Below are 18,620 nucleotides of genomic sequence, written 5' to 3' on the forward strand. Positions count from 1 at the left end.
TCGCTCCGTTAACTGAGGTTAGGCGTATGGGCTAGCGAAATCGCCTAGCTCAATCAGCACACTCTTGGTTTGGGTATAGTGAGTCAGGGTCTCGACACCATTCTCACGGCCGATGCCTGATTGCTTGTAACCACCAACAGGCATTTCTGCTGGCGAATCACCCCACGTGTTCACCCAACAAATACCGGCTTCAAGCTGATGGATCACGCGATGCGCACGCGACAGGTTTTGGGTAAAGATGCCCGCTGCCAAACCATAATGGGTATTGTTGGCACGACGAATGACCTCTTCCTCGTCTGAGAAACGCAACACTGACATCACAGGGCCAAAGATCTCGTCACGCACATGCGCCATGCTGTCATCACAATCGGTGAAGATAGTCGGAGCCACAAAGTTACCTTTGTCGAGACCATTCTCCATTAAGCGTTCGCCGCCAGTTAGCAGGGTGGCACCACTTGCTTTCGCGCCTTGAATGGCCGTCATCACTTTTTCAAGGTGCTCGGTTGAAATCAATGCACCAACTTGGGTGTTCATATCCATTGGATCGCCGACGACCAGTTTCTCGGTGCGCGATTTCAGCTGCTCGACAAACGCGTCATAAATGCTGTCGYGAACAAAGACACGGGTACCGTGTGTACATACCTCACCTTGGGTATAGAAGTTGGCGACCATAGCCGCAGATACCGCATTGTCTAAATCCGCATCATCAAACACGATGCAAGGTGACTTACCACCCAGTTCCATGGTGACTGATTTCAGGGTCTTTGCGGCATCACCCATCACGGTTTTACCGGTACCGACTTCACCGGTGAAAGAAACTTTGGCAATCTCTGGGTGTGCTGTCAGCATTTGGCCAACACGGTAATCACCTTGAACCACGTTGAATACGCCGTCAGGCATACCGGCTTCAGTGAAGATCTCTGCCAACTTAAGGGCTGTGAGCGGGGTTTCTTCCGATGGTTTAAACACCATGGCATTACCTGCCGCTAATGCAGGCGCTGATTTCCACATCGCAATTTGAATTGGATAGTTCCACGCACCAATGCCTGCACACACGCCAAGTGGCTCACGACGGGTGTAGAAGAATTGGTTCTCAGACAGCGGTTGCTGCTCACCTTGCATGGATGGCACTAAATTTGCGAAGTATTCAATCGCATCAGCACCGGTCACCACATCAACGTCAATCGCTTCTTGCAACGGCTTACCCGTATCAAGGACTTCCAGCTTCGCCAGTTCATCATTGCGCTCACGCAATAAAGCAACCGCCTTCAATAGAATTCGGCTTCGCTCCATCGCGGTCATGCGAGACCAAACGGCAAAGCCTGCTTTTGCGGCATTAATCGCTTTCTGCACATCGTCTGCAGAAGCTTGGCCGATCTGTGCCAGTGTTTCACCCGTTGCAGGGTTCACGGTGGCAAAGTATTCACCACTGGATACGTCAGTTAACTGACCATTAATAAAAAGCGTTTTCGCGTCCATGATTAATCCTGAATTCTTTTCTGTTCGTGTGTGCATGTCAGCTGCTATCCCGGGTTAGCCCTGAGGACGACCATAAAAGGTCAGTTGCTTATCTAAATAGTCATTGATAATGGTGCGAGCGTTATTGGCATCAATACCTTTAGGGTTCAATGCACCGCGCAACCAAATACCATCAATCAATGCTGCAATCCCCTGAGCAACCATGACAGCCTGCTCGACCGGCAATAGCGCTTTAAGCTCAATGCGCAAATGCGACAGCAAGCGCTTCTCGTTCACGCGCTGTAAACGGTGTAACTCATTGTCATGCATGGCATATGACCAGAACGCGAGCCAAGTTTTCACCACATCAGACTGGGCCTGAAAACCTTCAAAGTTCGCGTTAATGATCGCATTAATACGCGCTTGGTGGTGATGACGAGGGATCCCACGCAACGTGTTAATGACAGTGGCTGAAAGCTCGCGCAATACCACGCGCATTGTTTCTTCCAGCAAACCATGCTTACCACCAAAATAGTGGTTGATAATGCCTGTTGATACGCCGGCTTCCTTACTAATCAAAGAGATACTTGCCGCATGCAGACCAACGCGACCAATCACAGTCATGGTGGCTTTAACGAGCTGCGGTTTACGTACTTCCGGCATCCCTACCTTAGGCATTGTTGCTCCCATTCGTTTTTAATTGAACGATTAGTTAAATATAATCTTACACGCTAATATTTAGATCTCAAATAGATTTTTTAACCAAATCGCTACACGGCCAACCCTCTAAAAACAGAAACATACAACTACAACAATGATTTAGGTCAATTTCAAAAAGGTTTGTTCCAGATCAAATCTTTTGTGCTGATAGCAGTATTTATGAACAAATCGGTCAAAACACCACCAGAAAACCATCGTGACGCAGGAAATGATAAGGGGAGTAAGGATTCATTTTCACTCAATGCTGGCCGAAACCAACCGCGAGTCAAGGATTCAAAACACGCTCAACGCTGAGCCACAAATGCGAAAATGAGCGACAAAACGCACAATTTAACCGACGTTATCTACAAAAAGAGGAGGGACGCCAGTTTGAAAGCACGCATCAGGCGATCACAAACCATGATGGGCCACTCCAGCTAGAACGTCGATAAGCACAAACTATAACGAGATATAACCTTTCGCGAGACCAATATTTAGGGCCCGAAAGATTGACCAAAAAGGCTGGTTACCGCTAACCGGTTTATCGTGAAGAGCGTACCATCGCTATCTCGCTCAAACACCGAGCAAAAAAAAGCCCAGCGTTCATCGCTGGGCTCATCGATTAGGGGTGTGCCACGTATGGCTTACTCGTAGTTAAGCTCGGTGGCTTTTCCTGAGAAGACACGGTACACAAAGAGGGTGTATAAGAAGATCATCGGTAGCACGAACATTGCACCATAACCGACAATCAACAAGGTACCAGTGGCACTCGCCGCCTCTTTCGCCGTCATCACGCCAGGGATAATGTCAGGGAAGAAGCTGTATGCTAAGCCAAAAAAGCTCATTGCAAACAAAATGATCGCGCCAATGAATGGGAACTGATAGCCCACATCATTTTCGACCGGTACGTGACGCAGATAGCGGTCTACCAGCAACATAATGGCAAGACACACCAGTGGCACGGGTGCCAGTAATAAAATCTCAGGGAAGCCAAACCAACGCTCGGCTACTGTCTCACTCACCAGTGGGTTGACAATACTGATGGCTAATACGCCAAGCGCCGCAAGCCAGCCACCGCGGCGAGACCATTTCGCCGCGCGCTTTTGCAAGTCCCCTTCCGTTTTCATCACCAGCCAAGTCCCACCAATATAGATGTAGGCGGCGGTCACACAAAGGCCACTTAACAGTGCAAACAAATACGCACCTGTGCTGTCATCAAACGCCAGTACATAGCGGCCAATCATGTAGCCTTGTGTCATCGACGCGATAAACGAGCCCGCTTTAAAGCAGCGATCCCAAAGGTCTTTGCGCTCTGGTTTCACTTTGGCACGAAAATCAAACGACACGCCACGTAGAATAAGACCCGCCAACATCACAGACGTAGGCAAATACAATTCGGTCAAAATCATGCTGTGTGCCGCAGGGAAGGCAATCAACAACAAACCTACCGCCAGTACCAACCAAGTCTCGTTCGCATCCCAGAATGGGCCAATCGATGCAATCATACGGTCTCGCTGCGCTTGGTTGCAGCTCGGCAACAGCATCCCTACGCCAAGGTCGTAGCCATCGAGCACGGCATACATAAATACCGAGAAACCAAACAGCAGCAGATAAATTTCGGGCAGATAAGGAGTTATGCTCATGCGTTCACCTCTTTATTCGGCTGAGCGTGGTTGTCTGACTGGTACTCGGGCAGACGTTTTTTGGCTAAGAAGAATAAGGTACGGATGTACGCTACCATCAACACCACATAGAGTGTGAGGTAGATAGTTAACGTAATACCGACATGCGAGCTTGCCACGGGTGTCACCGCATCCGCCGTTTTTAGCACCCCCTGCACTAGCCAAGGTTGACGACCGATCTCTGTGACATACCAGCCCGAAAGCGTCGCTACCCAGCCCGAGAATGTCATGGCGACCAGTCCCATCAAGTGCCACTTCGGCATCGGTTGATTACGCCAAACGCGATATGCGGTAAACCAACTCACCACCAGCATAAGCACACCCACTCCGACCATGATGCGGAAGCCGAAGAACAACGGCTTCACCGGTGGATGATACTCAAAGCTTTCTAAGCCTTTGATCTCACCATCGAGTTTGTGAGTCAAAATCAGGCTCGCCAGATTCGGGATCCCCACTTCAAAGTCGTTTGAGCGTGTTTCTTCGTTTGGTACCGCAAACAGCAGCAAAGGCGCACCTTGTTCGGTTTCCCACACACCTTCCATCGCCGCAATTTTTTGTGGTTGATGCTCAAGTGTGTTTAGGCCGTGCATGTCACCAACCAGTACTTGTAATGGGATCAGAATTGCCGCAGCGGTGATACCCACTTTTAAAGGCTTGTCTGACACACCTGAGGTCGGTGACTTTAATTTCTGATAAGCAGAGATCCCCGCAATTAAGAAAGAAGCCGTCAAACCAGACGCTAATAGCATGTGGCTTAAGCGATACGGCATCGACGGATTGAAAATCACTTCAAACCAGCTAGTTGGGTGCACCACACCATCAATGATTTCAAAACCGGTTGGGGTATGCATCCAGCTATTGAGCACCAAAATCCAGAATGCAGAAATGGTGGTACCAATCGCTACGAGCAAGGTTGCGAGGGTATGAACCCAATTCGGCACCCGGTTCTTACCAAACAACATAATGCCAAGGAAGGTGGCTTCCATGAAAAATGCCGTCATCACTTCATAACCCAATAATGGACCAGCGATGTTGCCGACTTTCTCCATAAATCCGGGCCAGTTGGTCCCAAATTGAAAGCTCATCGTGATGCCGGACACTACGCCCAGCGCGAAGGTCAACGCAAACACTTTGACCCAGAAGTAATAGGTATCTAGCCAGATTTGCTCACCCGTACGGTTGTATCTGAACTTGAAAAACACCAGCATCCACCCTAAGGCGATCGTTATAGTGGGAAAAAGGATGTGAAAGCTGATGTTGGCCGCAAATTGGATCCGCGACAACATTAAGGTATCTAACATGACATTACCCTCAGGAGTTTAACTGCCCGATTGTTCGTTGGACTTACTGTGAAACAACTTGCCAGACAGCTCGAGAAGCTTGCCGACACTGCTGCCCAGTTTCATCAGGTTCTTCAAATGCTCAGGTTTCATTTGCTGAACATCGTCAAACCAATGGTTAAACAGCTCGAGAAGATCGTGGATCTCATGCAACTGCTTAACCGAATGACTCTCAGCGTCATCTTCACTTCGCATAAAGTGTGCACGCAGCATAGATAAGGTGGGATCCACCTCTCGCTTCTTCCTCTCCGCGAGTACCTGCTGCGCCAACTCCCAGATGGTGCCGTTAGGCACAAAGTAGTCCTTTCTGTCTCCGGGGGTACGCTGTGAGCGAATCAAGTTCCAGCCGTGCAATTCTTTGGTTGCCATGCTGACATTGCCACGAGATATATTGAGAGCCGACACAATATCATCGGCACTTAACGGTTTTTCACTCAACACAATCAGTGCCAGCATTTCGCCGACCGAGCGGTTAAATCCCCACCGACTTCCCATTTCGCCGAAATGCATCACCACATTTCTTAGCTCTTGCGACAGCTCCATCTTGATCTCCCTCACAGTGCTTCTGGGGAATGATACGGAGTTTCTTTGCTGAGGATCAATGAATATTTCGAATTTTCAGAAATTATTGAAAATAAAAAAGTCGATTTGTAACAAGGAATGAAGGAGAGTTATGAATGCGTTACATTTGCGGGAAGGCGAATAGACTAAGACTGCATAGGTTAAGCGCTTTCGCCGCACAGCGAAAGAGCGATGACATACTCAGATACATATTTGATAGATTTATAAACAACGATAGTTGTTTGAATCACCAACAAATAAGGTAGCTATCATTATGAGCGATGAATAATTTTCTGGAAAAACTGCGCCTAGCCTTACTCGGACATCTACACTTTTACGAGCATATGTGGAGTCTATAAAAAGGTAATGGCTCCGCGGATTTGGACAACAGGAAGTAAGTAGTTATGTTCAAAAAGACTCAACGCGCGCTAGACGCTTGCCAGAAAGAAAAAGCAGAGCTTCAAGCAGAGCTCAGTGCTCTCCAACAACACATCGCCTCAATTTTATTTACGCCCGACGGGACGGTCATCGATGTGAATGATCGTTTACTTGCCATTATCGGTTATCAGCGAGACGAGGTAATCGGTCAGCATCACCGCGCAGTCTGTTTTGAAGACACGGCAAACTCGTCAGAATATCGCCAATTCTGGCAAGCACTGGCGCAAGGAAAACCTCAGCAAGGCGTATTTAGACGCCGCCACAAAGAGGGGCATGAAATCTGGATGGAAGCGACCTATGTCCCTATCAAAGATGAAAATGGGAAAGTCACCAAGGTACGTAAACTTGCTACTGACGTTACCGAGCGGCACCAGCAATCAAAACGTCAAGACGCCATATTAGAGGCCATCGATCGCTCATTGGCGGTAATAGAATTTGAACCCGATGGCACCATCATTCGCGCCAACAAAAATTTTCTTAGTACGGTCCACTATAAAGACAGTGAGATTATCGGTCAGCATCACCGTATTTTTTGCGACCAAGACTTCTACGATGAGCACCCCCACTTTTGGCAATCACTGGCAGACGGTCAATTCACCGCAGGACAATATTTACGCCGCGATAAATACGGCAATGAGGTATGGCTAGAAGCCACGTACAACCCTGTGTTCGATGCCAATGGACGAGTAGTGAAAGTGATTAAATTTGCCACTAACATCACGGACACCGTCAAGAAAAATCAGGCTGTGAATCATGCGGCCGAACTGGCTCAAGCGTCTTCCGAACAAACGTTAAAAGACAGTGAAAGCGGCAGTACGTTATTGCAAGAAGCGGTGCAGCTATCGCAAAACGTTTCTGAACAAGCAACAGAAGCCTCCAACCAGGTCAATCAGCTGAACCAACATGCGCAAAGCATTGAAAATATCGTCACCACCATCAAACAAATTGCCGAACAAACCAATTTGCTCGCATTGAATGCCGCTATTGAGGCTGCTCGAGCCGGTGAACAGGGACGTGGTTTTGCGGTCGTGGCAGATGAAGTGCGCGGTTTATCACAGCGAACCAGTAAATCGACCACCGAAATCGCGGATGTGGTTGATGAAAACCTGCAACTGATTAAAGGGGTCAGTGAGGCGATGGAAAAAGTAAGTGAACATTCCTCGCTCGGGCAAGAGAAAGTCTCGGCGGTGGATGAAGTGATGAAAGATATCCATGCCGGAGCGCAAGAAGTCTCAGATACGGTTCGAGGCCTGACTCACTGAATGAACGATATATCGTCAACTGGCGTATAGTTAATTAGTAACCTAACACTGAGCCATTGGATTATGCGTCAGCAATCAGATGAGATTAGCGTGCCAGAGATACCTTGCCAGCCATCGTCCGAGTTACGCCTATCGGAGCTCATTGTCGCGCTAAGTACGGCGCTCGACATGACCGAAGGTCAACCTCCCGAGCACTGCATGCGTTGTGCTTGGATGGGCATGAAGCTGGCCGATGCGCTCGATTTTTCGCCCCAGCAGCGTCACGATCTTTTCTATACATTGCTATTAAAAGATGCGGGGTGCAGTAGCAATGCCGCACGGATCTGCGAACTTTATCTCACTAACGATTTATCCTTTAAGCAACGCTATAAAATTGTCGATGGCAGTTTATCTAGCGTGCTCAATTTCGTGCTCAAAAATACCGGTGTTAAACGGGGCTTCATGGAAAAACTTTCCACGACGTTAGATATCATACGAAACGGTGATATGTATGCCCAAGAGCTGATTGAAACCCGTTGTACGCGTGGTGCAGAAATTGTGCGTGAACTAAGGTTTAGCGAGGCAGTTGCCAACGCCGTCTACGCCCTAGACGAGCACTATGATGGAGGTGGACGCCCTGACAGTTTAAGCGGTGACGCGATCCCTCTTTATGCACGTATCGCTTTGATGACCCAAGTTATTGATGTTTTTCGCACCGAATCCGGCATTGAAGCGGCACTACAAGAAATCAAAGCGCGGCGAGGAACTTGGTTTGATCCTCACCTCGTGGATACATTTATTGAATGCGCGAGCGCCCCCCACTTTTGGCAGCACCTTGATGCCCCCCAACTGAAAGAACAGGTCCTATCGATGGCTCCCGCTACCGCAACGATGTGGGTGGATGACGACTACCTTGATGCAATAGCCGCTGCCTTTGGTCGAGTTGTCGATGCCAAAAGCCCGTTTACGTCCGGCCATAGCGAACGTGTGGCTGTGTATGCAAGCTTAATCGCAGATGAGCTTGGCGTGAGCGAGCAGGACAAAAAGTGGCTGAAGCGCGGCGCGTTGCTCCATGACGTTGGTAAACTCGGGGTCAGTAACGATATTCTGGATAAGCCAGGTAAACTTGACGCCAACGAATGGGAACAGGTCAAGCGACATGCCGCATTGAGTAAAACGATTCTTTCTAAGATCCACCAGTTCGATGATCTCGCCCGATTCGCGAGCGCGCACCATGAAAAACTCGATGGCACCGGTTATCCCGATGGGATACAGGGCGAGGATATATCGCTTTTAACACGCATCATTACCACCGCGGATATATTCGACGCCATCACCGCAGAAAGGCCGTATCGCGGCCCAATCCCCGTGGATAAGGCGCTGAGTATCATGCGCGAAGAGGTGGATACGGCAATCGACCAACGGTGTTTGGATGCACTCATTGCCGGACTCGACACCCTGCCTGATCACTTTATGGTCCATGACGCTACGTCGATCACATCATAGGCACGCCCTATCAGTTATATAGGTTTAACCCATTTTCTTTTTTGATATCGGGTAGTTATCCTATTTTCATCATTTGAAGCGACACCGTTTCCAGTGCTTGGCGTTTGCTATCTGTAGGCGTCAAACACATTGATTTTGCCACTAAGGAGGCATTAGATGAGTAAACAAGCAGCATTGATTGGACTAGACAGCAGCAAAGCCGCCGAACTAGGCGCGCGTTTGGACACGCTATTGGCGAACTATCAAGTGCTTTACACCAATGTGCGTGGTTTTCACTGGAACATCAAAGGTAACGACTTTTTCGAGTTGCACACTAAATTTGAAGAAATTTACACCGATCTTCAAACTAAGATTGATGAAGTCGCTGAACGTATTCTCACCATCGGTGGTACCGCTGAGCACCGCTTCAGCGAGTATTTGAAAGTCAGTGAAATAAAAGAGCACGATCCTGAAGCGAATGGTCAAGCTGGTGTCCGCGCACTGGTCGAAGGCTTCAGTGTTCTGATCGCCCTGCAGCGCGACATCATGGACCTTGCTGGTGATGCAGGCGATGAAGGTACATCTGCGCTAATGAGTGATTACATCCGCGAACAGGAAAAACTGATGTGGATGCTCAACGCTTACCTCAACTAATCATGAGTCAGTAGGATTCAGCAAAAAGCCCGCGTGATGCGGGCTTTTTTATATTCTGTTAGCGCACCTTAACCCTACTCAGACACAGACCAAACCACTTGCGTTCCATCACTCAACTGCGCCACCAGGCCTTTTGCGGGCACAGTGATATCCGACATACCGACTGGTTGGTCGGTAAAGTTGGCGGTTAGCGTCGACCCATCGCTAAATTGGGTCTGCTGCACGCGTCCGCGTTCGTCCAACCAGCGAAAGTCCACCAAGGCTTTGTCCCAAAGGGCTTGATGAATTGGCATAAATCCCTGTTGGTAATGTTTAATCGCACGAATCCGAGGTTGCGATGGCGACGTTGCTTCATCACGACTTAAATGCACCATGGCGGGTACATTATAGAGCATGGCCAATAAATCTCGTTCGGCTCGGACATTGGTAAACTTTAGGCTATCGCTATGCCAATGGTGGCTATTGATCACCTCATCATGGAACACCGCTTGATAAAGCGGGATACGAAATTGAGGCGCAAATAACAATGCTTGATACAACGGCTTCACTTTCGCCGGCTGAAAGAAAAAGGCGGGCTTGTTATCCGGATACCAAGGACCGAGATAATAGGGAGATGCACGATTAGACTTCATGTCTTTATCTGTCCATCCAAAACCAATCGTTTCTAGGCCATGAGCAAAAGCGATGCCCTGCGTGGTCAAACTGTTGCCATCTTCCGAGCCCAACACGACAGCCTGACGATCTACGATCGATTTCATCCGTTGATTGAACGCCGCCAGCATATCGACTTCGCGAGTATCACGGCGATAATCTTCTCGCGCCATCGCAGTCGCATCCACATCAATAAACAAGCTATTAAAATGTCCATATTTAATGATATCGGCGATACGCTGAGCGACATAATCAACATCACAGGCAGGATTGAGATAGAAGCCGTTGCCGCGAAACCCTTTTTTCAATTTGCCATTGCGCTGTTCAATCGCACACGATGTGCGCATCACATCCGGTAATTGTGCAGTCAGCCAGCTGTCGTTCACGCCAAGTGGGATCGCGGTATTGTAGGAGTCATAGGGACCAATTAAATAGCCCACTTGCTTGGCTTTTTCGACGACATGCGGCTGATAAAATGCTGGCATCCAATTGTCCAAGCCTAACCACAATTGACGGATACCCGCTTTGTGTAAACTGTCGATCATCTCAGTGGAAAGCCCCTGCCCCCACTGGTCTGCCGGTTTAAGGTACTGTCCTGCCCTCGAAGCTAACCACTTTTTACGTTGCTGCGCGGCCTGATACTGCTGCTTGATGGTATTGTCTTTTTCGGTGGGTGCGGTCGCCGAAAAGATCTCTGCCAACGCACGATTAATGCCATTCACCAAGGTGTTTTTATGATATTGGCTAAACCAGCCTTGGTCACCGGAAAGCTCCCGGAGCGCCGCTTTGGTCTCATCATCAAGCGGCAATGATGACGTATTCATCGCCCAATGTTTAAGTCCCCACCAATCCTTCACATCATCACGCGCAAGCGGCCCTTGACCAAATAAATACACATGGGTCGCGCCAATTAGCTTGGCCGTTTCAGGGTTTTGTTGCACTTTTTTCGCCAACGAGGTTGCTTGATGCTGCTCTTGCCGCCACTGGCGATACCATTTAGCCCCATCCAATGGATGCTGACCCAGTTTAATCCTTACCACAAAGGGGTCATGGCGATTTAACGGCGTAAAGGTATGAACCGCGCCCATCGCGAGTTTGTCGCGTTTGCGTGCAAAACTCAGTCGGTTATTGGTGGCGGTGACCAGATGATAGCTGACATATTGGCGACCTATCTGAGCCGTCCAAAACGGCATTTTTAGATCTTGCGTGGTATTGGCACCATCTCGGCTTGCTTGCAGATAGTCAATCCATTGCGAATGATCCGTGGGTAATCGCATTCCTTCGCTAAACGGCAATAATAAGGTTTGGGTGTCCTCGACCGGTAAATCAAACCAATTCACTGAAACGGGGTGTTGGCGTGTCACTCGAGCGTTTTCATCCAACGACATAGACAAGGTCAAGGCGTCATCCAAGGTGGCAGACACTTCGATATTGGCCGGCTCCCAGCGCCAGTTAACTTGATTTGGCGCTAGATGACGTATATTCACCACCTGCTGGGGCTGCTGACCCACCGCCAAATTAGCGTCATTAATGGGTAGGCTGTCCCAGTGCATCCTCAGATCGCTAGGGTTAATGGTGACGTGTGTATCTTGATGGGTCAAAGTGAGAGGCGCTGCGTAGGGAGTTAAGCTGAATAGCGTTAGGCTCAACGCAACACAAGAACAATAAAAAGATGATAGGTTCACGCGATGTCTCCAGTTGATGTCAGCGCGCTATTAAATGCCAACCTCGTGCCTCATTTGTCACCTCGCTGTCTCTTTATTCGCTATTCACTGCGTCAGTGCGCTCGACAGCATTGGGTAGGGGTAGTGCTAATCGCTCAACATAGCTCACCTTGATCGCGCCTTGGTATTCAAAGTGACTCACGGTTGCACTCAAATGGCTTGCAGTAGCAGGCGGAGACGTCGGCAAATCAACCTTAACGGGTAGTGCCCCCTCAGCGGTTCGTCCAGAGGCATAAATCGGCGCTTGATCCACCCAACGATAGGCATCGTCCAACCATAGCCAATACGCCGTGGCAGGGGCACAGCTTTGTGGCGTTGTCGGTAAATCAATCGCCAATTGCATATCAGGATGGCCGGTGAGTTGTACCCAAGGACGACGCGGTAGTCCGTAAATCACCAAACTGTAATGCTGATCGCCCAGTTTGAGTTCGTAAACGCCCGGATCCACTTGGGTAAACAATTGGCCAGACTCAATCTCTTGATAGCTGGCTTGCGCCGTAAATGTGGCGCTTAACACTATTTGCCCACTAGGATCCATAAGTGTGACTCGCGTTGTTTTTTCCACCTTCTCCGCCGAGAGCTTAATTTCATAGCCAAGACTCGACGCCCCCGCGCGACGTACAAAAGAAATGGTCAAACCATGAGGGATCCCTTTGCCGTTAGGTTCGGTCAAACGCTGTCCGCAATCAGTTTGATTAATAATGGCGTGTTTTAGTGCCGCCCAGTGCGACTCGTCAACGGGCGCTTGCGTCAGCGCAAACATCAACTCTTGCCAAGCCAATGTGGGCTGTTCGACCAACAGCGCCTGATAAGCCTCGCGCATGGGCGTATCCATAAACCAAGATTGTTCAGCCTGCGCGCTGATACTAGTCAAGCCCCAAAGGGCTGCGATACCGATACGGTGCCACATCATTGTGCTATCAACCTATACCCCACCCCACGGTGAGTTTCGATGGCAAGATCAGGGAGTTTTTGCCGTAAACGCAAGACATGATTATCCACGGTTCGAGTCGTCGGAAAGGCTTGATAACCCCAGATTTTATTAAGCAGCTCCTCGCGGTGAAACACCCGACCTTGGTTTTGTAAAAGCAACAATAATAAATCAAACTCTTTGGGCTTTAGCGTGACCGCTTCATTTTGCCAATATACCGCGCGTGAACCAGGCTCGACCTTGATGCTGCCATACAGCAGTTGACTCTCTCCCAAGGGACGAAGCTGGGCATAAATACGGGCCAACAGTTCCTGATGTGCAAATGGCTTGACCACATAGTCTTTGGCGCCCGCCATCAAACCTTCAACCCGTTGCYCCACTTCAATTTTAGCGGTTAATACGATGACAGGTAACGCTTTCAATGCCAGCCAAGTAGGGAGATGCGCCAAGCTGTCGCCGTCTGCCAATTGACGATCCAAGATCACTAAGTCCGCATGATACCAATGCTTCTCAACCTTTGCGCTTTCCATCAACCAAGTACAGTTAAAACCTTGCGTTTCTAAAAACTGACGTAGGCCCTCACCCAATAATTTATCGTCTTCAATCAATAATAAGTGGCTCATTGGGGTAACTCCAAGATACAGCAAGTCGGGTGCCGTTTTATCAATAGCTTTCCGCCCATTTGACGCATTAAACGCGCCACCAAGAACAATCCAATGCCCATATTGTGTTCCGAGGTTGGCGCTTGACAGCGCCGCCATAATCGCTGCCACCATGACGGAAACACGCCATCATCGTAAACACAAACACGGACACGTTTTCCCACACACACACGAATCCATACGGTTTCCCCACCATGTTGATACGCGTTTTTAATCAAATTTTCCAAGCAAATCGATAACCAATAGAAGGGTAACGTCAGCGTGCGATCGTCCTCGAGGGTATAGTCAATGCCAAAGGGGTCACACACGTGATCGAGCCAATCAGACAGCGATGCCGTTTGAGTTTTAAACTGTTCACTCTTATCCGTACTCAAGTAGCCTTTGCTGGTTTCAGTCAATTGACTCAACCTTTGATGATCGGCCAGTAACCGCCACAACACATCTTGCGCATCTTCGCTGAGTTGATCGAATTGGTTACGTAGCATTTCGACGGTTAACCCCAAGCTGGCAATCGGCGTACGTAACTCATGCGTTAGCAGTTGAAGTATAAACTGTCGCTCACGACGCTGTTGATAACGATCATAAACACTGCGCGCTAGCCCGATCACTAAAGCAATACAGACCAGCACGAGTATCGCGGTAAATACACCTTGATAAGCCGGGTGGAGTTGGTTGCAAATATTGCCATAGCGATAGTCACAGCCGGTCGACTCAGTCGACAAACTGAGTCGATAATGTTCCGCAATCGGCGACCACACAGATTGAGGCAATACTTTCCACCCTAATTCGCCATTCAACCACAGCTGGTGATTATCTAGATAGGCACGATAACCACTCAGTAACGCGTCACGCCCTTGCGCACTCAGGTCATTCAATGACTGGTGTAGGGGGTGCTGTGCGTTATCGAGTGTCAGCCGTTGGATAATTTCAGATGGTGGTGATGTCATCGGATAAGCGGCAAGATAGCGGTCCGCATAACTGCCTCCCGCTGGATGCAATAACGGATTTTCCACAAACCATGCTGGCGGTAATGATTGACCGTTACACAAAGCAAGTTCAAAGCGCTGCGCAATCAATAACTGGGGATCGACAATGCGGGGATTGGCTTGACACCGCTGCATCACCTGATGCAATGCAGCCAGATCTTGCCAGTTAAAATGCGTAAAATCGGGGTACTGTGCTTGGCTTTGCAGCAGGTTTTGCGAGTAGGCATTGAGCGAAGGCTGAGCCACCACCAAATGACCGGCCTGCCACGCTTCATCATAAAAGCCCTTGAGTTGCGTTTGTAGCTCACTGGCCGCCACTTGACTGCTTAGTAAAGCGAACAGTAACGCGGCTAACGCTCGAAAACCCAATCGATTCTCCCCAGACCTATCATTGCGACTAATGATTAAATCATAGCTAAGCGGTAAGGGGCTGTGTCACCCGAGTGTCAACATCAGCGTTATCAATGAAGCGTATCGCAGTTTCTTACCGTAAGTGGCCAACTAAAAACATGCATTCCCATAGGATCACCACAAAGCACAAACCACCTTTAACTTTATGTTTTTTATTGGCATAACTCGCAAATCCCCCTTTAAGAGCGTAGTAAACTCACCATTCAATATGAATGGAGATGACTATGCCAGGCGCTTTTGCTCATATCACCGCAGTTAACGTGGCTTCTGCGAACAACGCTTTGATTATTCTAAATATGCCCCGAGAAGCCAAAAAGGCTTTAGCTCAAAACAAAAGGTATTTGGAACTCGGTTGCGTCAGCCCTGATTACCCTTATCTGGATCTCATGGATTCCGCCCAAAACAAATGGGCTGACGAAATGCATTACAACAATGTCGGCAAACTAATAAATGCTCTCGTTCAGCAAGTGAAATCAGTAAATAGCGAACACCACGAGAAAGCCTTTGTGTGGCTATGTGGCTTCGTCGCGCACGTTGCAGCTGACATTACCATTCATCCCGTAGTTGAAATGAAAGTTGGCCCTTACGCTGAAAACGCTCAAGCCCATCGTGTTTGTGAAATGAATCAGGATACCTATATCTGGTCTTCTCGATTGAACCTTGGCGATATTGGCATGGCTGAACGTGTAAAAGAAAACATAGGCAGCTGCGTAGATGTTAATGACGACAGTTCAATTGATCCGATTATCAACGATATCTGGCACACGGCACTCAATGCAGTCTACCCAGATTATGCGAATGAATGTCAGCCTAACATCAACGCTTGGCACAAGGGTTTCCAAACAGTTGTAGACAACGCGGAGGAGTCACATCGCCTGTTTCCGTGGGCTAGACATGTTGCATCAAAACAAGGCTTAACCTATCCCCTTCACGAGGAAGTCGATACAACATTTATCGAAAACCTCGAAACGCCAGATGGGACAAAACACTATGACGAAGTCTTTGATAAGGCGATTGAGACTATCCAGCTGTTTTGGGAGCAAACCGCAGCAGCTGTGTTTGAAGACGCAGAAACAGACTTCTTCAAAAACTGGAATTTAGATACAGGCCGCTGTGAAAATGGACAGCTAACTGCTTGGGGGAACCAATGAGATTAATTACTACTCTTGCAATGCTTATGGCTATAGCGTCTTGCTCTACGCACGCCAAATACTCGGATGAAGTGATGTATGACATGGCATCTATCCTTAAAGATGTATCCCAAGCTATTGACGGTGAGCTTAAGTGGGGAAATACTGAAGGACTCAGCCAAGAAGAGATTATCTCAAATGCCACCCGGACTAATCCCAATCAGCTGCCAGAGCTCGAGGTACTCGCCCAAAAAGCGAAAGTGACTAACTATCGATTACTACAAGAGTTTCAAGGAGGCAATGCGGTCATGCTGATATGTGACGGTGACGTGGCACTTATGGAGGACGCTGGCTGCAACGCTGAATTTGATAAGATCTACTGGAAATCACCAAGACCAAATACCTGTAGTATTAACCTTGATGTCGTAGCACTTTGCTCAAACTAAAAAATTATTGAGGGTAAGCCTGTCCTTGCCCTTCAATTCTGCCTGCAATTGACTACGTGAAGTTAACGCCAGAGCGTTGGCTTTTAGACATATGAATCCGCTGTGATAGGTCGTTGATGGCGACTAACCCACCTGCACCAATTTGAAAAACTGTGCTTGTAGCATGTATGCCAGCAATACATATGTAACTGTGCAACAGTTTTAGATTATATGGGACTGAATTAACTCTGAGCTGGTTATTGATTACCAGTTAAAGAGGGAATGTCATAAACTTCGCTACAGCCACCTTGCCGACAAACTGCCGACGAAACCCATCCCGTCAATTTTACTGGCAGGCTTTATCTTCAGAAATGCCTCACATCCGTCTTCATAGCTAACTCGAACACCTAGCGTATAAGGAAAATTTTACCTTCAAATTGGTAGTAAAGCCTTCTGGCTAAACCTCGAAACCCACAATTTCTTTGCAATATTTGAGGTGGAAGCCGATATCGAACTCCATTGACGGTTCAACGGTAAGACCGGAGCTGTTCTCTAAGCTTTAAATTTCAACGCTAGATGGGATTTTATCGCATGTCTTTTTAGTACAAGTAATTGTAACTATGCAAACTTATGGTGTGAAAAAAGCTAATAGCAGAAAGGGCGGAGGCCTCCCCAGCTGCATCCCGGCACACACGTCCCAAGCGCGGGCTGCTTCCTTCCGGACCTGACCCAGTACACAAGATAGTGTTGCGGGAGAACCAAGGAGGCCTCCATCGATATGTCGTTAAGCTTGCTTAACTGCGGGGCATTATGTGGCATGGCTGGATGCAATGCAAGGAGGATTGATAGCTTCGCCGCTTAACTGTTGATCTTATGAGCAATATCCACCCAGTCAGTCGTCCGGCTCTTCCAAAAACAAGTATTCCCCGATCCAAATTGCCGCTAGCATCGTTGCCCACGCGACCAAAAGCGACATGGTAAGTTGTGAGGGTGTCACTAGCGTGATCACCAAAAAAGGAACGCAAGGTAATACATGTAAAGCGATGGGACGCGAGGAGGCAAACCGTGGAGTCAGCCCTATCCACTGCAATAACCAGATCACCGCCACAACAGAAGCACACCAAAGCGCAGTCGGCCAACCAAGCAGCACGGCAAGCACTGGTAGCAAAAGCCATGCACTTTGCCGAGGTGGCATGTACGAGCGCCATTGCTGTAGCGCGCCCCATGCCACGACTAATCCCAGCAGCAAGACAGTGAATACCCAAGGTGAACCGGCGAGTTTTGCCTCCGATTGCAGCGCCATAATACCAGTCAGCATCGCAATCATCACTGAGCCCAGCAGTAGTTTGACATGTAGATGCCGCAAGGGGTTCATCAACAATGACAAGGCGGGCAGCATCAGTAAACTGGTTGCACTGAGCAATGCAGGCAGCTGGGGCATGGCATAGGCAAACGCCCCCATCGCCAACACAAGTAACCAACTCGTGAGTGTCTCGGGGTAAAAGAAAAAAACAGCCGGGACGAAAATCGCCCAACTGGATAACGAAAAACCGGAGACCAAACTGGCTGCCGCTGCAATGGCGACAAGCAACGCAGGCCAAAGCAAAGAAGAGATCCGCATGCACACTCCTTGTGCTCCACTGACTCTTCTCAGTGTAGTGATTAGTTGCCGACTCGTACCAGTGTCAGGGTGGGATCAAAGGTATGATTCGTATCCGTGATCACCTTATTGACGGTATTGGTGATAAACAGCGGGCGTTCGTTCACATCAATTTGTGCCGTGACGACGTATGTGTGTGTTGGAGAAATTTGGCTCGGATCGTAATTCAGTGAAAAGTGAATAGGTACTTGCTGGCCTTCGGTCACGAATGATTGTCGGCTAATCTCTTTACCGGGTGAACCCATTTTTTTCATTTCTACCAAACGGACCGTGACGCTGGCATTCTCAGGTAAAGCAAGTCGCTCACGATACACTAAAGTGCCGGAAACACTCGCTAAATCATTAGGTTGGCTATTCCCTGAACAGGCAGTAAACACTAAGGCAGTGAATAAGGCGAACAACAGAAACGATAGTTTCTTCATTAAAGAATCCTCACTGGTACGCGTTTGAATGCGGCAAAAACGCTAAGGTTATGATAGCTT

Annotated in this window: 16 protein-coding genes and 1 other RNA gene; 5 read left to right on the top strand and 12 right to left on the bottom strand. The window is 48.6% G+C overall.

Annotated elements, in window-relative coordinates; genetic code table 11:
* Nucleotides 1–18: 18 nt before the first annotated feature.
* From betB to BZJ19_RS08970, 5 genes are all read right to left on the bottom strand, one after another.
* A complete protein-coding gene (gene betB / locus BZJ19_RS08950; RefSeq protein WP_077675370.1) occupies nucleotides 19–1,479 on the bottom strand; it encodes a betaine-aldehyde dehydrogenase in 1,461 nt (486 codons plus the stop codon).
* A gap of 54 nt (nucleotides 1,480–1,533) precedes the next feature.
* Nucleotides 1,534–2,136, bottom strand: a complete 603-nt coding sequence (gene betI / locus BZJ19_RS08955; RefSeq protein WP_069588030.1) for a transcriptional regulator BetI — start codon at nucleotides 2,134–2,136, stop codon at nucleotides 1,534–1,536.
* Nucleotides 2,137–2,801: 665 nt separating this feature from the next.
* Nucleotides 2,802–3,800, bottom strand: coding sequence for a cytochrome d ubiquinol oxidase subunit II (cydB, locus tag BZJ19_RS08960; RefSeq protein WP_069588028.1), 999 nt, complete (start codon nucleotides 3,798–3,800; stop codon nucleotides 2,802–2,804).
* Nucleotides 3,797–5,140, bottom strand: coding sequence for a cytochrome ubiquinol oxidase subunit I (locus BZJ19_RS08965; protein WP_077458144.1), 1,344 nt, complete (start codon nucleotides 5,138–5,140; stop codon nucleotides 3,797–3,799). Before BZJ19_RS08965 ends, cydB begins: the two co-directional genes overlap by 4 nt.
* An 18-nt stretch (nucleotides 5,141–5,158) precedes the next feature.
* Nucleotides 5,159–5,722, bottom strand: coding sequence for a GbsR/MarR family transcriptional regulator (locus BZJ19_RS08970; RefSeq protein ID WP_069588024.1), 564 nt, complete (start codon nucleotides 5,720–5,722; stop codon nucleotides 5,159–5,161).
* A 422-nt stretch (nucleotides 5,723–6,144) separates the two neighbouring features.
* On the opposite strand from BZJ19_RS08970, the gene BZJ19_RS17385 reads away from it, so the two are divergent.
* The 3 genes from BZJ19_RS17385 to BZJ19_RS08985 all read left to right on the top strand — a co-directional run bounded on the left by BZJ19_RS17385 (nucleotide 6,145) and on the right by BZJ19_RS08985 (nucleotide 9,558).
* Complete coding sequence (locus BZJ19_RS17385) at nucleotides 6,145–7,440, top strand: methyl-accepting chemotaxis protein (RefSeq protein WP_077675371.1); 1,296 nt, start codon at nucleotides 6,145–6,147, stop codon at nucleotides 7,438–7,440.
* Between the two features lie 168 nt (nucleotides 7,441–7,608).
* Nucleotides 7,609–8,925: an HD-GYP domain-containing protein gene (locus BZJ19_RS08980; RefSeq protein WP_235608183.1), complete on the top strand. Its 1,317-nt coding sequence runs from the start codon at nucleotides 7,609–7,611 to the stop codon at nucleotides 8,923–8,925.
* Nucleotides 8,926–9,081: 156 nt separating this feature from the next.
* Entirely contained in the window at nucleotides 9,082–9,558 is a 477-nt protein-coding gene (locus tag BZJ19_RS08985) for a Dps family protein (protein WP_077675373.1), read from the top strand.
* A 74-nt stretch (nucleotides 9,559–9,632) separates the two neighbouring features.
* Here BZJ19_RS08985 and BZJ19_RS08990 read toward each other — a convergent pair whose 3' ends face one another.
* The 4 genes from BZJ19_RS08990 to BZJ19_RS09005 form a co-directional block, all read right to left on the bottom strand.
* Complete coding sequence (locus tag BZJ19_RS08990; RefSeq protein WP_235608177.1) at nucleotides 9,633–11,762, bottom strand: glycoside hydrolase; 2,130 nt, start codon at nucleotides 11,760–11,762, stop codon at nucleotides 9,633–9,635.
* A gap of 205 nt (nucleotides 11,763–11,967) precedes the next feature.
* Nucleotides 11,968–12,846, bottom strand: coding sequence for a DUF2861 family protein (locus tag BZJ19_RS08995; RefSeq protein ID WP_077675375.1), 879 nt, complete (start codon nucleotides 12,844–12,846; stop codon nucleotides 11,968–11,970).
* Complete coding sequence (locus BZJ19_RS09000; protein WP_077675376.1) at nucleotides 12,843–13,487, bottom strand: response regulator transcription factor; 645 nt, start codon at nucleotides 13,485–13,487, stop codon at nucleotides 12,843–12,845. The genes BZJ19_RS08995 and BZJ19_RS09000 overlap by 4 nt, the downstream gene beginning before the upstream one ends.
* Nucleotides 13,484–14,881, bottom strand: a complete 1,398-nt coding sequence (locus BZJ19_RS09005; protein WP_077675377.1) for an ATP-binding protein — start codon at nucleotides 14,879–14,881, stop codon at nucleotides 13,484–13,486. Before BZJ19_RS09005 ends, BZJ19_RS09000 begins: the two co-directional genes overlap by 4 nt.
* 266 nt (nucleotides 14,882–15,147) lie before the next feature.
* Here BZJ19_RS09005 and BZJ19_RS09010 point away from each other — a divergent pair, with 266 nt between their 5' ends.
* Nucleotides 15,148–16,074, top strand: a complete 927-nt coding sequence (locus tag BZJ19_RS09010) for a zinc dependent phospholipase C family protein (protein ID WP_077675378.1) — start codon at nucleotides 15,148–15,150, stop codon at nucleotides 16,072–16,074.
* A gap of 26 nt (nucleotides 16,075–16,100) precedes the next feature.
* Complete coding sequence (locus BZJ19_RS09015) at nucleotides 16,101–16,499, top strand: hypothetical protein (protein WP_235608179.1); 399 nt, start codon at nucleotides 16,101–16,103, stop codon at nucleotides 16,497–16,499.
* A gap of 646 nt (nucleotides 16,500–17,145) precedes the next feature.
* On the opposite strand, the gene ffs is transcribed toward BZJ19_RS09015, so the two are convergent.
* The 3 genes from ffs to BZJ19_RS09030 all read right to left on the bottom strand — a co-directional run bounded on the left by ffs (nucleotide 17,146) and on the right by BZJ19_RS09030 (nucleotide 18,560).
* Nucleotides 17,146–17,242: signal recognition particle sRNA small type (ffs, locus tag BZJ19_RS09020), an RNA gene on the bottom strand.
* A gap of 128 nt (nucleotides 17,243–17,370) precedes the next feature.
* Nucleotides 17,371–18,099, bottom strand: coding sequence for a VP0952 family biofilm-associated protein (locus BZJ19_RS09025; protein ID WP_077675380.1), 729 nt, complete (start codon nucleotides 18,097–18,099; stop codon nucleotides 17,371–17,373).
* A gap of 41 nt (nucleotides 18,100–18,140) precedes the next feature.
* Nucleotides 18,141–18,560: a YbaY family lipoprotein gene (locus BZJ19_RS09030; protein ID WP_077675381.1), complete on the bottom strand. Its 420-nt coding sequence runs from the start codon at nucleotides 18,558–18,560 to the stop codon at nucleotides 18,141–18,143.
* Nucleotides 18,561–18,620 lie beyond the last annotated feature (60 nt).

The organism is Salinivibrio proteolyticus (genome assembly GCF_001996165.1).
Taxonomy (GTDB): domain Bacteria; phylum Pseudomonadota; class Gammaproteobacteria; order Enterobacterales; family Vibrionaceae; genus Salinivibrio; species Salinivibrio proteolyticus.

Coding starts and splice junctions, on each gene's coding strand:
- BZJ19_RS08980 (WP_235608183.1), top strand. CDS start 7,609: ATGACCGAAGGTCAACCTCCCGAGCACTGCATGCGTTGTGCTTGGATG.
- BZJ19_RS08995 (WP_077675375.1), bottom strand. CDS start 12,846: ATGATGTGGCACCGTATCGGTATCGCAGCCCTTTGGGGCTTGACTAGT.
- BZJ19_RS09010 (WP_077675378.1), top strand. CDS start 15,148: ATGCCAGGCGCTTTTGCTCATATCACCGCAGTTAACGTGGCTTCTGCG.
- BZJ19_RS17385 (WP_077675371.1), top strand. CDS start 6,145: ATGTTCAAAAAGACTCAACGCGCGCTAGACGCTTGCCAGAAAGAAAAA.
- cydB (WP_069588028.1), bottom strand. CDS start 3,800: ATGAGCATAACTCCTTATCTGCCCGAAATTTATCTGCTGCTGTTTGGT.
- BZJ19_RS09025 (WP_077675380.1), bottom strand. CDS start 18,099: ATGCGGATCTCTTCTTTGCTTTGGCCTGCGTTGCTTGTCGCCATTGCA.
- BZJ19_RS09030 (WP_077675381.1), bottom strand. CDS start 18,560: ATGAAGAAACTATCGTTTCTGTTGTTCGCCTTATTCACTGCCTTAGTG.
- BZJ19_RS08985 (WP_077675373.1), top strand. CDS start 9,082: ATGAGTAAACAAGCAGCATTGATTGGACTAGACAGCAGCAAAGCCGCC.
- BZJ19_RS09015 (WP_235608179.1), top strand. CDS start 16,101: ATGGCTATAGCGTCTTGCTCTACGCACGCCAAATACTCGGATGAAGTG.
- BZJ19_RS08990 (WP_235608177.1), bottom strand. CDS start 11,762: ATGCACTGGGACAGCCTACCCATTAATGACGCTAATTTGGCGGTGGGT.
- BZJ19_RS08970 (WP_069588024.1), bottom strand. CDS start 5,722: ATGGAGCTGTCGCAAGAGCTAAGAAATGTGGTGATGCATTTCGGCGAA.
- BZJ19_RS08965 (WP_077458144.1), bottom strand. CDS start 5,140: ATGTTAGATACCTTAATGTTGTCGCGGATCCAATTTGCGGCCAACATC.
- betI (WP_069588030.1), bottom strand. CDS start 2,136: ATGCCTAAGGTAGGGATGCCGGAAGTACGTAAACCGCAGCTCGTTAAA.